The sequence below is a fragment of the Bradyrhizobium sp. CCBAU 11430 genome, from assembly GCF_028128855.1.
Taxonomy (GTDB): Bacteria; Pseudomonadota; Alphaproteobacteria; order Rhizobiales; family Xanthobacteraceae; genus Bradyrhizobium; species Bradyrhizobium ottawaense.
Window position 1 is genome coordinate 260,894 of sequence record NZ_LBJV01000073.1, and the last position, 14,564, is coordinate 275,457.

General features: G+C 64.7%; 16 protein-coding genes. 9 read left to right on the forward strand and 7 right to left on the reverse strand.

Going from position 1 to position 14,564, the window contains the following annotated elements; translation table 11 throughout:
• Nucleotides 1-9: 9 nt before the first annotated feature.
• Both XI04_RS36100 and XI04_RS36105 read right to left on the reverse strand, forming a co-directional pair.
• Nucleotides 10-603, reverse strand: coding sequence for a hypothetical protein (locus XI04_RS36100; protein WP_028140986.1), 594 nt, complete (start codon nt 601-603; stop codon nt 10-12).
• A 153-nt stretch (nt 604-756) separates the two neighbouring features.
• A complete protein-coding gene (locus XI04_RS36105; protein ID WP_028140985.1) occupies nt 757-1,161 on the reverse strand; it encodes a DUF4260 domain-containing protein in 405 nt (134 codons plus the stop codon).
• Between the two features lie 138 nt (nt 1,162-1,299).
• Here XI04_RS36105 and XI04_RS36110 point away from each other — a divergent pair, with 138 nt between their 5' ends.
• A complete protein-coding gene (locus XI04_RS36110) occupies nt 1,300-2,832 on the forward strand; it encodes an acyl-CoA carboxylase subunit beta (RefSeq protein WP_028140984.1) in 1,533 nt (510 codons plus the stop codon).
• 110 nt (nt 2,833-2,942) lie between these two features.
• Entirely contained in the window at nt 2,943-3,290 is a 348-nt protein-coding gene (locus XI04_RS36115; RefSeq protein WP_028140983.1) for a hypothetical protein, read from the forward strand.
• Between the two features lie 118 nt (nt 3,291-3,408).
• Here the strand turns inward: XI04_RS36115 and XI04_RS36120 are convergent, their stop codons facing one another.
• On the reverse strand, nt 3,409-4,065 hold the full coding sequence (locus XI04_RS36120) for a glutathione S-transferase family protein (protein ID WP_028140982.1): 657 nt from the start codon (nt 4,063-4,065) through the stop codon (nt 3,409-3,411).
• A gap of 130 nt (nt 4,066-4,195) precedes the next feature.
• On the opposite strand from XI04_RS36120, the gene XI04_RS36125 reads away from it, so the two are divergent.
• Both XI04_RS36125 and XI04_RS36130 read left to right on the forward strand, forming a co-directional pair.
• Nucleotides 4,196-4,510, forward strand: coding sequence for a hypothetical protein (locus XI04_RS36125; protein WP_028140981.1), 315 nt, complete (start codon nt 4,196-4,198; stop codon nt 4,508-4,510).
• A 132-nt stretch (nt 4,511-4,642) separates the two neighbouring features.
• The gene (locus tag XI04_RS36130) at nt 4,643-4,918 is read left to right on the forward strand and encodes a twin-arginine translocation signal domain-containing protein (RefSeq protein WP_097668573.1); all 276 of its coding nucleotides are present in this window, start codon (nt 4,643-4,645) and stop codon (nt 4,916-4,918) included.
• A gap of 175 nt (nt 4,919-5,093) precedes the next feature.
• Here XI04_RS36130 and XI04_RS36135 read toward each other — a convergent pair whose 3' ends face one another.
• Both XI04_RS36135 and XI04_RS36140 read right to left on the reverse strand, forming a co-directional pair.
• Nucleotides 5,094-5,342 carry a GCG_CRPN prefix-to-repeats domain-containing protein gene (locus XI04_RS36135; RefSeq protein ID WP_026202719.1) on the reverse strand — a complete coding sequence of 83 codons (249 nt, stop codon included), beginning with the start codon at nt 5,340-5,342 and terminating at the stop codon, nt 5,094-5,096.
• Nucleotides 5,343-5,673: 331 nt separating this feature from the next.
• Nucleotides 5,674-6,372, reverse strand: a complete 699-nt coding sequence (locus XI04_RS36140; protein WP_028140979.1) for a winged helix-turn-helix domain-containing protein — start codon at nt 6,370-6,372, stop codon at nt 5,674-5,676.
• Between the two features lie 245 nt (nt 6,373-6,617).
• On the opposite strand from XI04_RS36140, the gene XI04_RS36145 reads away from it, so the two are divergent.
• From XI04_RS36145 to XI04_RS36155, 3 genes are all read left to right on the forward strand, one after another.
• Complete coding sequence (locus XI04_RS36145; protein ID WP_018322300.1) at nt 6,618-6,926, forward strand: NIPSNAP family protein; 309 nt, start codon at nt 6,618-6,620, stop codon at nt 6,924-6,926.
• Nucleotides 6,927-6,950: 24 nt separating this feature from the next.
• On the forward strand, nt 6,951-7,301 hold the full coding sequence (locus XI04_RS36150; protein WP_026202720.1) for an antibiotic biosynthesis monooxygenase family protein: 351 nt from the start codon (nt 6,951-6,953) through the stop codon (nt 7,299-7,301).
• A 93-nt stretch (nt 7,302-7,394) separates the two neighbouring features.
• The gene (locus XI04_RS36155; RefSeq protein WP_028140978.1) at nt 7,395-8,204 is read left to right on the forward strand and encodes an isocitrate lyase/PEP mutase family protein; all 810 of its coding nucleotides are present in this window, start codon (nt 7,395-7,397) and stop codon (nt 8,202-8,204) included.
• A gap of 63 nt (nt 8,205-8,267) precedes the next feature.
• Here XI04_RS36155 and XI04_RS36160 read toward each other — a convergent pair whose 3' ends face one another.
• Nucleotides 8,268-8,660, reverse strand: coding sequence for a hypothetical protein (locus XI04_RS36160; protein ID WP_028140977.1), 393 nt, complete (start codon nt 8,658-8,660; stop codon nt 8,268-8,270).
• Nucleotides 8,661-8,834: 174 nt separating this feature from the next.
• Here XI04_RS36160 and XI04_RS36165 point away from each other — a divergent pair, with 174 nt between their 5' ends.
• The gene (locus tag XI04_RS36165; RefSeq protein ID WP_028140976.1) at nt 8,835-9,479 is read left to right on the forward strand and encodes a trimeric intracellular cation channel family protein; all 645 of its coding nucleotides are present in this window, start codon (nt 8,835-8,837) and stop codon (nt 9,477-9,479) included.
• 56 nt (nt 9,480-9,535) lie between these two features.
• On the opposite strand, the gene XI04_RS36170 is transcribed toward XI04_RS36165, so the two are convergent.
• Nucleotides 9,536-10,756, reverse strand: a complete 1,221-nt coding sequence (locus tag XI04_RS36170; protein ID WP_095426237.1) for a c-type cytochrome — start codon at nt 10,754-10,756, stop codon at nt 9,536-9,538.
• A gap of 283 nt (nt 10,757-11,039) precedes the next feature.
• Here XI04_RS36170 and XI04_RS36175 point away from each other — a divergent pair, with 283 nt between their 5' ends.
• Nucleotides 11,040-14,531 (forward strand): indolepyruvate ferredoxin oxidoreductase family protein, encoded by a 3,492-nt coding sequence (locus tag XI04_RS36175; protein WP_271608877.1) that lies wholly within the window; start codon nt 11,040-11,042, stop codon nt 14,529-14,531.
• The last annotated feature ends 33 nt before the right edge of the window (nt 14,532-14,564 follow it).

A 14,564-nucleotide genomic window follows, 5' to 3' on the forward strand; every position in this document is an offset into this window, starting at 1 on the left:
GGCACCGCCTCACGCGGTGTCCGCCTTCTTCGCCGTCAGCGCCTGGTCGATCGCGAAGCCGCCGATCTCGCTCATCGCCTGCGAGATCACGTCGCCCTTGCGGGCAAAGCCGGCGGAGAGGAAATCGAACTGCGTCCGCGCCAGCCGCAGCACCTCGATCGGCACCGAGACCGCGGTCGCGTTGAAGCTGTCGACGGAGGCGCGCAAGCTGTCCAGCTCGGTTGTGAGCTTGCCGATATGGCTCTCGGCATTCTGCATCACGCCGATCAGCTTGCCACGCTCGGCATCGAAGGCGGCGCGCTCGGCGGCGGCGGCCGCGGTGACCTCGGCAAGTTGTACGCGCAGCACCTCGATCTGGCTGACCATGGCATCGGAGGCGAGATCGGCGGCCTTGCGCAGCTCGGCGTTACGCGTGCTCGCATCCAGCTGCTCATGATAGAGCCGCTCGGCCGACATTGCCCGCTGTGCCAGTGACTCGATGAGGCTTGCGGCACGCAGCAGCATCTCGCCGTTCCGCCCCGACACCATGCTGGCCATCCGCCGCAGGAAGTCGATGGTTTGGGATGACGAGTTCGGCGGCAGGGGGACGACCGTCGCGGACATCTCAGTGATGCTTGCGTGATGCTCGAGCCAAGGCGTAACGACCGCCGCCGTACCAACTGGGCTCACGCAACATTCGGCGCCTGATCGCGAGGTCGAAGCAAGCCTGAATCGGCAGGCCCGGTCAACCGGGCCGGGCCACCAAATTTGCCGGTGTCAGGCGTCCTTTTGCCGCCCGATCCGGCCCAGATGGGTGAAGCCGAACCCTGCGGAATATTTCAGGCCATAGCCGAGTGCCCGGTCGATGCCGATATGGGCGAGCCAGATCAGGGCGATGGACAAGGTGAGCGGCGAGCCGAGGCCGAAGCCCAGCGTCAGCAGCGACACCGGCGCCATGTAGCTATGGGCAGCGTTGTAGACCAGCGCGCCGAATTTGGCGTCGGACAGGTATGCCAGGAAGCTGAGATCGGGGACGAAGAAGAGCAGGGCAAAGACCAGCCAGGAGCCGTCCCAGGCCCAGTAAAGCATCACCATCCCGATAAACAGGGTGAGGCCCTCCAATCGCAACAGGATGTTGACGCCGCCCGTCGCCGCACCGGTCTCGGCCATTCTCTCATCCATGCTCGCCTCCCGGACAAAACTTTGTAATCTCTCACGCTTTTAGCCCGGACAGGGCAGCCCTGCGGCGCGGAAAGGCGCTTTCCGGTCCGCAAAATGCCGTGTTAGAACCCCGCATCACTTAAGAACTGGCGGGAGCAAATGAAACACATCCTGGACGCCCTTGAAGATCGTCGCGCCGGCGCAAAGCTCGGCGGCGGGGAGAAGCGCATCGAGGCGCAGCACGCCCGCGGCAAGCTGACCGCGCGTGAGCGAATCGAGCTGCTGCTCGACAAGGGGTCGTTCGAGGAATTCGACATGTTCGTCGAGCACCGCTCCACCGAGTTCGGCATGGAGAAGAACAAGGTGCCCGGCGACGGCGTCGTTACCGGGTGGGGCACCGTCAATGGCCGCAAGACGTTCGTGTTCGCGAAGGACTTCACGGTGTTCGGCGGTTCTCTCTCGGAGACGCACGCGCTGAAGATCACGAAACTCCAGGACATGGCGATGAAGGCGCGGGCGCCCATCATCGGCCTCTATGACGCGGGCGGCGCCCGCATCCAGGAAGGCGTCGCCGCGCTCGCCGGCTATTCCTACGTGTTCCGCCGCAACGTGCTCGCCTCCGGCGTGATCCCGCAGATCTCCGTCATCATGGGCCCCTGCGCCGGCGGCGACGTCTACTCGCCTGCGATGACGGACTTCATCTTCATGGTGAAGAACACCAGCTACATGTTCGTCACCGGCCCCGACGTGGTGAAGACCGTGACCAACGAGGTCGTCACCGCCGAAGAGCTGGGCGGTGCCTCGGTGCACGCCACGCGCTCCTCGATCGCCGACGGCGCCTTCGAGAACGACGTCGAGACGCTGCTGCAGATGCGTCGCCTGATCGACTTCCTGCCATCCAACAACAGCGACGGCGTGCCGGAATGGCCGAGCTTCGACGACATCGGCCGCGTCGACATGTCGCTCGACACGCTGATCCCCGACAATCCGAACAAGCCCTACGACATGAAGGAGCTGATTCTGAAGGTCGTGGACGAGGGCGACTTCTTCGAGATCGCGGACATGTTCGCCAAGAACATCGTCACCGGCTTTGGCCGCATCGCGGGCCGCACCGTCGGCTTCGTCGCCAACCAGCCGATGGTGCTGGCCGGCGTGCTCGACAGCGACGCTTCGCGCAAAGCCGCGCGCTTCGTCCGCTTCTGCGACGCCTTCAACATCCCGATCGTCACTTTCGTGGACGTGCCGGGCTTCCTGCCGGGCACCGCGCAGGAATATGGCGGCCTGATCAAGCACGGCGCAAAGCTGCTGTTCGCCTATTCGCAGTGCACCGTGCCGCTGGTCACCATCATCACCCGCAAGGCCTATGGCGGCGCCTTCGACGTCATGGCCTCCAAGGAGATCGGCGCCGACATGAACTACGCCTGGCCGACCGCCCAGATCGCGGTGATGGGTGCCAAGGGCGCGGTCGAGATCATCTTCCGCTCCGACATCGGCGACCCCGACAAGATCGCCGCCCGCACCAAGGAATACGAAGACCGCTTCCTGTCACCCTTCATCGCCGCCGAGCGCGGCTACATCGACGACGTCATCATGCCCCACTCGACGCGCAAGCGGATCGCCCGCGCGCTGGCGATGCTGAAGGACAAGAAGGTCGAAACGCCCGCGAAGAAGCACGACAATTTGCCGTTGTGAGGGAACGTAGCCCGGATGAGCGCAGCGACATCCGGGTCTTTGCCGAGGTCCCGCATGTCCCTTTGCTCGTGCGGGCGACCGCGTTCTGCTGATTTGGCATCCTCGATCCAATGACCGAAGACGATCCGACCGACGAAATCTCCGACATCGAAGATCGCATCGAGCGGCTGGCCGAGATCGCCGAGCGGTGCCGGAAGTACATCCTGGCGTCCAAGATCGCGATCGGGGGCGGGGCGGCGCTGCTGTTGGTGACGATCCTCGGTGTGTTCGGCTTCGGTCAGACCGCAGCCCTCGGATCGATCGCCTTGGTGCTTGGCGGGATCGTGTCGCTCGGCTCGAACATCAGCACGTTGCGACAGACGGACGACGCCATCAGCGCAGCGGAGGCACGCCGTGCGGCGTTGATCGGCAGCATCGACCTGCGCGTCGTCGCTGATGCACCGCTGAAGCTGGTGTGACGCGGTGCCGTAGGGTGGGTTAGCTTGCGGCTGCGCGAAGCGCAGTCCGCTAGCGTAACCCACCAACGTCCGCCTCGCCGGATGGAGGCGTTGGCGGATTACGCTCCGCTAATCCGCCCTACGCACCGGTGCGTGCCTTATCCGCGGCGGCGAAATGCGCCATCTGGTCGGCATGGGCCTTGATGAACGCCGGGCGGGCTGTGGCGCGCGCGACGTAGGCACGGCAGGCAGGACTGTCCGCCAGTCCGTCGAAACCATCGATGACGCGCAGCACGTCCGACATCAGGATGTCGGCGACGGAGAAGGAGCCGGCTAGCCATTCGCGGCCGGCCAGCACCGGCTCGAGATGCTTGAGCCGAAGCTTGAGGAAGTCGTCGACGAATTTCCACGCAGCCGTGTCGGTGGGATGGCCCATGAATTTCGACATTCCCCAGGGCAGGCTCGCCATCTCCACCGAATTGAGTGCCGCGAACACCCATTCCGTCGTCTCGGCGCGGCCGCGCGGATCGGTCGGCATCAGCTTCGCACTGAGCCCGCCGAGATGCAGCAGGATCGCGCCGGTCTCGAAGATCGAGAGATCGCCGTCGGTCAGCCACGGCACCTGGCCGAAGGGCTGGTGCGCGAAATGTGCGGCGCCGCGATCGTCGAACGGGGCGCTCGCGACGCGATAGGGCAGCGCGGCCTCTTCGAGTGCCCAGCGCACGCGAAGGTCGCGCACGAATCCTCGCGGCGGTTCGGGAACCCAATTGAAGGTGGTCAGGGTGAGGTCGGCCATTTGCTGTCTCCGTGTCCTGGTTCGAAACAAAGGACGAGCGAAGGGCGCCCGTTCCGACACCCGCGCCAAGTCTTTTTGTCGGCGGCGGCGTATCCGGCTAGGCTCGCGCCAAACAACAGGAGGAAACCCGATGCCATCAGCTTTCTTCGTCGTCCGCGCCACCGTCTCCGATCCCGCCCAGCGCGCTGCTTTCGACAAATGGTACGAGACGGAACATGTGCCCGACGCGGTGAAGGCATTCGGCGTGAGCAAAGCCTGGCGGTTCTGGAGCCTGGACGATCCCTCGCTGCATCAGGCGATGTATCAGTTCGATGACGAGGCCAAGCTTGCGGCGGTGCTGAAGGGCGATGCGCTCAAGCAGCTCGTCGCCGATTTCAACCGCGACTGGCCCGACGTCAAGCGCTCGCGCGAGACGCTGGTACTGGCGCAGGAGTTTGCGAAGTAGCGAGGTCCATCCAAGCTACGAATTCTCCACCTCACTTCATTCTTGAATCTGAACACAGGATTCAGCCTTGGTTCATGTCGTGACCGCGACACTCCCTCTGCATCACTTGCCAGGTAGCCTAGAGGACATGTCATGGAGCGTCGAAACTTTTTGAAACTTGCACTGGGGGTGACGGCGGGCGCCGCCGCCTTCGCCGCGACCGCGCAGGCCGCGCCGCTCTCGCCGCAGCCGCTCAGTGATCCCGCGCGCATGCCGCAAGGCAACCCCGACGCTCATCCTGCCGTCACCACCAGCGAGGAAGCCGCCAAGCTGACGCCGGAACAGGTTCACTGGCATGGCCGCCACCGGGGCTGGGGTCGCCGTCATTGGGGCTGGCGTCGCCGGCGTTGGCATCGGCGTCACTGGTAAGCCGCGGCAAGCCGCGAATTGGACGGGGATCGCTGCTGCGGTCCCCGTTTCGATTCCAGGCCGCTCAATTCCACGGCGGACGAATCGTCGGCGGCAAGCCTGAAAGCGAACGAGCCTGAAAACGAAAATGGCCGCGCAGGCTGAACCTGCGCGGCCATCTTGCGATGCAAACAGATCAGAACGGGCGGCAGCGGCCGGCGTACCAGCGGAAGCCATAGGGGCAAACGCGCGCGCGCGGCACGACGACGACGGGCGGAGCGACCACCACAGGGGCGGGGCGCACAACGACCGCGCCGCGCATCGGGCGGCAGCCACCGTAGGCGCCACGATACCAACCCGGGCCGCAACCCTGCGCGGCGCTGGCGGCCTCGCTGAAACCGACAACCGCGCTGGCGAGCATGGCGGCGGCGAACAGGTATTTCATGTGATCTTCCTTCTCGTCCTTGGGGCAGGTCTTTCGGGGGCAGGTCTTTCGGGGGCGGGTCTTTGGGGCAAGTCTTTGGAGTAAGTCTTTAGCGGCTTGGCGCTCGCGGCGCACAATGAATCAAAAGACACGATTCGACATGTTAAATTTTGCAACATGCCGACACGGCGCGATCCAAATCTGCCAATCATGACCTGAATGCGGCATGAACGTTCCCCGCATGCGGCTTGGCGCGACAGAAACTGGTGTTGGCGGCCGGCTCGGCAGAAATCCTCCAGGACGCCGGCCCGGGAGCGTTCAGGCGCGCACTGCCGGTGCCGCGGCGCGCGGGTCAGTCCTTCCCGTCGCCGAACAGCGCGGCAAACTGCTTCTCGCCGGTGCGGGTGAAGTTGACGACGCGGCTGCCGGGCGTGGCGTCGCGCGCCGCCCATTTCAGCTCGGCGAAGCGCTGCATCATGGCGGCCCCCAGCGTGCCGGCGAGGTGATGCCGCCGCTCACTCCAGTCGAGGCAGGCCTTGCACACCGGGCGGCGCGGATGGGTGAGCATGCCGGTCGAGATCTGCAGATGCTTGGCGAGGAAGCGTTCGCCCTCGGCCGTCAGCTCGATGTCCTGCTTTTTCTGCCTGACCAGATTCCGCTCGCGCAGGGAATCCAGCATCTGCACGCCGAGATCGCCGGCGAGGTGGTCGTAGCAGATCCGCGCGCGCCGCAGCGCCGGGTCCTTCGGCCCGGTGCGCACCCGCATGTGGCCGGTCCGCGCGGCCAGGCCTGCGAGGCCCTCGAGCACGCCGGCGACGTCGTCGTCGGTGAGGCGATAGTAGCGGTGGCGGCCCTGCTTCTCCGGCTCGACCAGCCCGCCGGCCTCGAGCTTGGCCAGATGCGAGCTCGCAGTCTGCGGCGTGATGCCGGCCTCCTGCGCCAGCTCGCTCGCCGTGAGCGCGCGGCCGTTCATCAGCGCGGTGAGCATGTTGGCGCGCGCGGGATCGCCGACCAGCGAAGCGACCAGGGCGATGTCGGGTCCTGATTTCATGCTTCGATGGTAGCCGAAGCATTGTGGTCGGGCAAGGGCGTAGCTTCTCACCAAGTCGTCATTGCGCGCGCAGCGAAGCCGTAGGTGGGCAAAGGAGCGTAGCGACGTGCCCACCATTCGTCGTTGCGGGGAAACGACGTGGGCACGCTTCCGCCTTCGCTCTTCGAGCTACGGCGGACAAGTCGCTTTGCCCACCCTACGAGACTTCGCGGCTTGCAGTGACGACGGAAACCCAGGAGCCCATCATGTCCGTCACCGTCTTCATCCGCTATCAGATCGACCCGTTCAAGCGCGCGCAGTTCGAGGAATATTCGAAGCGCTGGCTCACCATCATCCCGAAATGCGGCGGTGACCTGATCGGTTATTTCATGCCGCATGAAGGCACCAACAACATCGCCTTCGGTCTGATCAGCTTCGAGAGTCTGGCCGCATACGAGGCCTATCGCGCGCGGCTGCGGCAGGACGCGGAAGGAATGGCGAATTTCCATTTCGCCGAGGAACACAAATTCATCCTCGCGGAAGAGCGCACCTTCCTGCGCAAGGTGGTATTGTAGGTCCGATAGCAGCAGGAGATGCCCATGATCGCCGTGATCTTCGAGGTTTGGCCGAAGCCGGAACACCGCCAGGACTATTTCGACCTCGCAGCCGATCTGAAGCCGATCCTGCAAACCATCGACGGCTTCATCTCGGTCGAGCGCTTCGAGAGCCTGACCGAGAAGGGCAAGATCCTGTCGGTGTCGTTCTGGCGGGACGAGGCGGCGGTGCAGGCCTGGCGCAACACGATGGAGCACCGCCGCACCCAGGCCAAGGGCCGGGCGCAGATCTTTGCCGATTATCATCTGCGCATCGCCAGCGTGGTCAGAGACTACGGCATGAATGATCGCGAGCAGGCGCCGAAGGACAGCCGGGCGGTGCACGACGCCCACTAACGCTGCCGGGCGCGCACTGGCGCTGCCAGGCGCGCACTGGCGCTGCCAGGTTAGGGCGCCTATGTCTGCGCGGCCAACAAAGGGAGAAGAAACATGCACGTCACGACCGCGGACAAGCGCGCCACCTTCAAGAAGATGCACGAAAGCGGCTGCTTCATCCTGCCCAATCCGGTCGATAACGGCAGTGCCAAGGCATTGCAGCATCTCGGTTTCAAGGCGATTGCGTCGTCGAGCGCGGGCTTTGCCTGGACCATCGGCAAGGCCGACAACCACGTCAACGTCGAGGACGTCTGTCAGCATCTGGCAGCATTGAGCTCGGCCGTCGACATCCCCGTCAACGCCGATTTCGAGGGCGGCTTTGCGGTCGAGCCGGACAGGGTCGCGGACAATGTCGAGCGCTGCGTGCGCACCGGCGTCGCCGGCCTGTCGATCGAGGATTCCACCGGCGACAAGGACAAGCCGCTCTACGATCGCGCACTCGCGGTCGAGCGCATCAAGGCCTCGCGCAAGGCGATCGGCGACAGCGGCACGCTGCTGGTCGGCCGCTGCGAAGCCTATCTGTGGGGCGTGACCGATTTGAAGCTCGTCATCGACCGGCTCACCGCTTACGCCGATGCCGGCGCCGACTGCCTCTATGCGCCGGGCCTGAAGACCCGCGAGGACATCTCTGCTGTGGTGAAGGCTGTCGCACCAAAGCCGTTCAACCTCTTGATCGGCGCCTCCGGCCTGTCGTTGCAGCAGGCCGAAGATCTCGGCGTGCGCCGGATCAGCGTCGGCGGCTCGCTCGCCCGCGCCGCCTGGGGCGGCTTCATGCGTGCGGCAAAGGAGATGGCGGAGAAGGGGACATTCACCGAGCTCGGCAGCGGCTATCCCGGCGGCGAACTCAACAAGATGTTCAGCTAGGAACACAACGAAAAAGCGGCGGGACTTTTTGAGTCCCGCCGCTTCACGCGCTATTGCGAAGTGTTACTTCGCGCCGTCAGACGGCTTCTGCGTGTCCGGGGCCGGCTTGGTCGGCGCCGCACCCGTCGTCACGCCCGGCTCGGTGTTGTTGCGCGGCGTCACGTCGCGCATACCGGGAGGCGCGGCCGGATTGGCAGGAGGCGCCTGCTGTGCGGTCTGAGTCGCCGGCGCGTTGCTGGCCTGGTTGCCAGTCGTCGTATTGTTCAGGCCGTAAAACACGGCACCCAGCACCAGTGCAATCGCAACGGCGAATAACGCAACCTTGCCGCTGGAGGCGGGGCCTTCGCCCAGCTCGGGATCGGCCTGAAGGTCGCCATCCCGGCGCGCCGCGCGAAGATACTCATCGTCGGCGAGGTTCGGGCGGTACGGATCGTTGGGAAAACGGTCGTCAGCCATCGATTGTCTCCTCGGTTGTGACGCCCGGACAACCCGTGGATGCGAGATTCTGTTCCGCGCCTCCTTATGCTTTCGTCGCGTGTTGCCCCGCCACCGGGAATCGGGAACCTGTTCATTCGGGAACTGACGCGAGTTCCATGGCTGCGACGAGGACAATCGCGAGGGAACAAGCCAATGTGGAGTTTGCCGCCAAGCGATACCGTGCTGCATTTCCTGTCCCTGGTTGCGATAGCCGCCCAGGGCATGACGGCTGCACTTGCTGCCGGACGCCGCAGCATGGACTGGTTAGGTGTGTGCTTCCTCGGCTGCATCACCGCGCTTGGCGGCGGCACGTTGCGCGATCTCTTCCTCGGGCACTATCCGTTGGTTTGGGTCGCCAATCCGATCTATCTGGCGCTGGCCGGTGGTGCGGCCTTCCTCACCATTCTGTTCGCGCGCCTCGTGCACCGGCTGAAGGTCGCTTTCATCGTGCTCGACGCGATCGGGCTCGTCGTCTTCACCATGGCCGGCTGCGACGTCGCCTGGCAGATGGATGCTTCGCTGCCGATCGTGATCGTCTCGGGCATGGTGACCGGGTGCGCCGGCGGCGTGTTGCGCGACGTGCTCTGCAACGACGTGCCGCTGCTGTTTCGGTCCGAGCTCTACGCCAGCGTCTCGGTCGTGACGGGACTGTTCTACGCCACCGCCTTCGGCCTCAACCTCAACGCCGAGCTCTGGACGATCCTGACCTTCGTGCTCGGTCTCAGCTTGCGCCTGCTCGCGGTGCGCTACAAATGGGAGATGCCGAAATTCGTGTTCACCGGGGACGAGGAGAGGTAGAGGTTACGTGACCTCACTCCATCCACATCGTCGTTACAGCAATGACGGGGATGGAGCTACTCCTGCTTCCTGGCCTTCGCCACCTGCGCCGGCGTCACCAGCGGGGCCGCATTGCCCCAGGAGTTGCGGATGTAGTTCGTCACCGCCGTGATCTCCTCATTGGACAGCCTGGCATAGGGCGGCATCTCGCCGGTGTTGGGCGCGCGCGGTGTGGTCACGGTGTGGGCGCCGTCGAGAATGATGCGCAACGTCGAGGACGGATTGATCGATTGCAGCAGCGCATTGCCCGGCAGCGGTGGATAGATGCGCGGCGCACCCGAGCCGTCGGCTTCATGGCAGGCGATGCAGAGCTTTGCGTAGACCGCCTGGCCCGCCTTCATCTCGGCATCATCAGGCGGCGCCACGATCGTCTCGCGCCGCGACGGCGGCAGGCTCTTCAGGTACACCGCGATCGCGCGCACATCGGCATCGCTCATCTTCGAGGTCGAGTTGACGACGACCTCCGCCATCAGCCCGCCGGCATGGCTCCTGACATTGCGCCCGCTCTGCAGATATTCGGCGATGTCCGCCTCGCTCCACGACTTCAGGCCCGTGCGGGAAGCGCCGTCGAGCCTTGGCGCGTACCAGCCACCGACCTCGTTGCCCGAGAGCGCCTGCGCCTGCTTGTCCGCGCCAAAATAGTTCTTCGGTGTGTGGCAGGCGCCGCAATGACCGAGCCCGGTGACGAGATAGCCGCCGCGATTCCACGCCGCGCTCTGGCTCTGGTCCGGCTCGTACAGGCCGGGCTTGAAATACATCGCGTTCCAGACCCGCATCAGGCCGCGATAGCCGAACGGCCAGCGCAGCTCCGGCGGCTTGTTGCGGCTGACGACGGGCGCAAGCGTGCCGAGATAGGCGCGGATCGCCAGCGTGTCGTCCTTCGTCATCTTCGTGAAGTAGGGATAGGGGAAGGCCGGATAGTAGTTCGACCCGTCGGGCGCGACGCCAGTGCGCAAGGCGCGGGTGAAATCGGCATCCAGCCAGGCGCCGATCCCGGTGTCGCGGTCCGGGGTCAGGTTCGGCGCATAGATCGCGCCGAATGGCGTGTCGATGCGCTTGCCGCCCGCGAACGGTTTTGCCGGATCGGCGGTGTGGCAGCCCGCGCAGTCGCCGGCCTCGACCAGCGTCTTGCCGTAGGCGATCAGCTCCGGCGACGGCTCGGCGGCGCGGGCTGCGCTTGCAACCGCACTGCACAACGCCAGGCCGACGAGAGCCGAGCCAGTCAGAATCGTCCGCATCGAAGCCTCTCCTGCGACCAATCGCCCGCATCGGGCACGACAGGGGCATCAGTTCGTTTCGCCACAGTGGGGGTATGGTGACACAAATTGAAAATGCCCAGCGTGTTTCAGGCCACGAAGTTGCGATTTTTACCCGGCGCTCCCTTTGGTCCAGATTTGTGATGCGGATCGTGAAATATCCGACATAGAGTGGCGAAACTGGTCGGCGCGCCCTAGCTAAAAACAACGGGAAGGCAACGGCTTAAGTCAGCAAGACCTGAACAGGGCGCAAAAAGAGGACAGCATGGGCATCAACCAGGGTCCGATCAGTCTCGATCAAAAATACACCCAGGAAACCGGGCATGTCTTCACCACGGGCATCCAGGCCCTGGTCCGCCTGCCCATGGCCCAGATCCGGCGCGACCGCGCCAGCGGCCTCAACACCGCGGGCTTCATCTCCGGTTATCGCGGCTCGCCGCTCGGCGGCTACGACCAGCAGCTGTTTGCCGCCCGCAAGCATCTCGAACAGTACAACATCAAGTTCCAGCCCGGCGTGAACGAGGATCTGGCGGCCACCGCCATCTGGGGCTCGCAGCAGCTTAACCTCTCGCCCGGCGCGAAATACGACGGGGTGGTCGGCATCTGGTACGGCAAGGGCCCCGGCGTCGATCGCTGCGGCGACGTGTTCCGCCACGGCAATGCCGCAGGCTCCGCCAAGAACGGCGGCGTGCTGTGCCTTGCCGGCGACGACCATGGCGCAAAATCCTCGACCGTCCCGCATCAATCCGACCACGCCTTCATGTCGGCCTTGATGCCGTATCTCTATCCCTCGAGCATCCACGAGATGATCGAGATGGGGCTGCTCGGCATCGCCATGTCACGCTATTCGGGCTGCTGGGTCGGCATGAAGGTGATCACGGAGACGGTGGAGACCACCGCCGAGATCGATCTCACCGACGAGATGAAGCCGTTCATCATCCCCGCCGATTTCGAGATGCCGCAAGGCGGACTCAATCTGCGCTGGCCCGACGATCGCTTCGAGCAGGACCGTCGGCTGCAGGACTACAAGGGCTTTGCCGCGATCGCCTTTGCGCGCGCCAACAAGGTCAACCGCATCACCATGGATTCGCCCAACGCCCGTTTCGGCATCATGGCGTCGGGCAAAAGCTACGAGGACGTCCGTCAGGCGCTGCGCGAGCTCGGCGTCACCGAAGAGGTCGCCGCCAAGATCGGCCTTCGCCTCTACAAGATCGGCATGCCCTGGCCGCTGGAGCCGGAAGGCGTGCATCAATTCGCCATCGGCCTCGAAGAGATATTCATCGTCGAGGAGCGCCGCGAGATTGTCGAGAACCAGGTCAAGCAGGTGTTGTTCAACTGGCGCGATGACGTGCGCCCGCGCATCGTCGGCAAGATGGACGAGCACGACAAGCGCTTCCTGACCTTCGCCGCCGAGCTCAGCGTTGCCTCGCTTGCGACCTCGCTTACCGAGCGACTTCTCAAGCTCGATCTCAACCCTGAGATTGCTTCGATGCTCCGCGCCAAGGCCGACTGGTTCAACGGCCGTCAGGCCACCCAGATGCAAGCGGTCGCACCTGTCTCCCGCACCCCGTATTTCTGCTCCGGCTGTCCCCACAACACCTCGACGAAGGTCCCCGAAGGCAGCCGGGCGCTCGCCGGCATCGGCTGCCACTTCATGGCGCTGTGGATGGACCGCTCGACCGAGACCTTTACGCATATGGGCGGCGAGGGCGTGCCGTGGGTCGGCATCGCACCCTTCACCAACGAGAACCACATCTTCGCCAATCTCGGCGACGGCACCTATTTCCACTCGGGCCTTCTCGCCATCCGCCAGGCGGTGGCGTCCAAGACCAACATCACCTACAAGATCCTCTACAACGACGCGGTGGCCATGACCGGCGGCCAGCGCCATGACGGCGATCTCTCGCCGCAGCAGATCACCCATCAACTCCACGCCGAAGGCATCCGCGAGATCTATCTTGTCTCGGAGGCGCCCGATGCCTATCCGGCCAGCACCATCGCGCCGGGCGTGAAGCTCTACCATCGCGACGAGCTGCAAAACGTCATGAAGATGTGCCGGGAACACAAGGGCACATCGGCAATCGTGTTCGTGCAGACCTGCGCCGCGGAAAAACGCCGCCGCCGCAAGCGCGGCCTGATGGAGGATCCGGCGCGCCGCGTCATGATCAATCCGGCCGTCTGCGAAGGCTGCGGCGACTGCTCGGTGCAATCGAACTGCATCTCGGTCGAGCCGCTGGAGACCGAGTTCGGTCGCAAGCGCGCCATCAACCAGTCCTCCTGCAACAAGGACTATTCGTGCCTGAAGGGCTTTTGCCCGTCCTTCGTCACCGTCGATGGCGGCAAGCCACGCCACCGCGCGCCGGCCGACCTCTCCGACATCGGTGCGATTGCCGAGCCGGCGTCGCGGCCGACACTCGACAAGCCCTATAACATCGCGGTCGGCGGCGTCGGCGGCACCGGCGTTCTCACCATCGGGGCGCTGCTCGGCATGGCCGCCCATATCGAGGGCAAGGCCTCGATGATCCTCGACATGTCGGGCCTTGCACAGAAGGGCGGGGCGGTGCTCAGCCATGTCCGCCTGTCGGATCATCCCGCGGAAGTGACCTGCTCGCGCATCGTCACCGGCACGGCCGATCTCGTGCTCGCCGCCGACGAGGTGGTCGCGGTCGCCAAGGACACGATCTCGCTCTGCGACTCCACCCGGACCCGCGGCATCATCAACAGCCACGTCATTCCAACCGCCGATTTCGTCCTCAACCGCGACTTCAATTTCCAGACCCGCAAGCTGAATGGGCTCTTGGAAACGGCGCTGCACAAGGACTCGGTCTTCTTCGATTTCACCAAGCCGGCCGAGCAGCTGCTCGGCGACAGCATCGCCACCAACATGATGATGATGGGCTACGCCTATCAGAAAGGCCTGTTCCCGCTCTCGGCGGAAGCGATCGAGCAGGCGATCGAGGTCAACGGCGTCTCGATCAAGATGAACAAGGAGGCCTTCCGCCTAGGTCGCCTCGCGGTCGCCGATCCCGCGCGTCTTGCCGACATGCTGAAGGGCACGGACCAGGTCGCAGCGCCCAAGACGCTGGAGGCCATGACGCTCGATGAAGTCATCGAGCACCGCGCCAAGCACCTCACGGCCTATCAGAACAGCCGTCTCGCCAAGCGTTATCGCAAGCTGATCGACCAGGTGCGCGACGCCGCGGTGAAGGGCGGTTATGGCGATGCGTTGCCGCGCGCGGTCGCAGTGAACTACGCCAAGCTGCTGGCCTACAAGGACGAATACGAAGTCGCGCGCCTCTACACCGACGGCGCCTTCGCCCAGCAGCTCCGCGATCAGTTCGAGGGCGACTTCAAGTTCAACTTCAACCTTGCGCCGCCGATCCTCGGCGGCGGCCTCGACGCGCTGGGACGCCCGAAGAAGCGCGCCTTCGGCCCCTGGATGCTGAACGTCTTCGGCGTGCTGGCGAAACTCAAATTCCTGCGCGGAACGCCGCTCGACATCTTCGGCCGCAGCGCCGACCGCAAGCTCGAGCGTGATTTGATCGCCGGCTACGAAAAGGACGTCGCCACCGTGCTCGGCCTGTTGTCGCCGGTCACGATCGACACCGCCGTGGAATTGCTCTCACTCCCCGACCGCATCCGCGGCTACGGCCCGGTGAAGGAGAAAGCTGTCGCGGACGCAAAGATGCGTTACGCCCAGCTCGCCGCCGATCTCGCGAGCCCGCCGCCCGCGCCAAGGCAGATCGCGGCGGAGTAGGGCGGTTCCGTAGGTGCTGTAGGGCGGATTAGC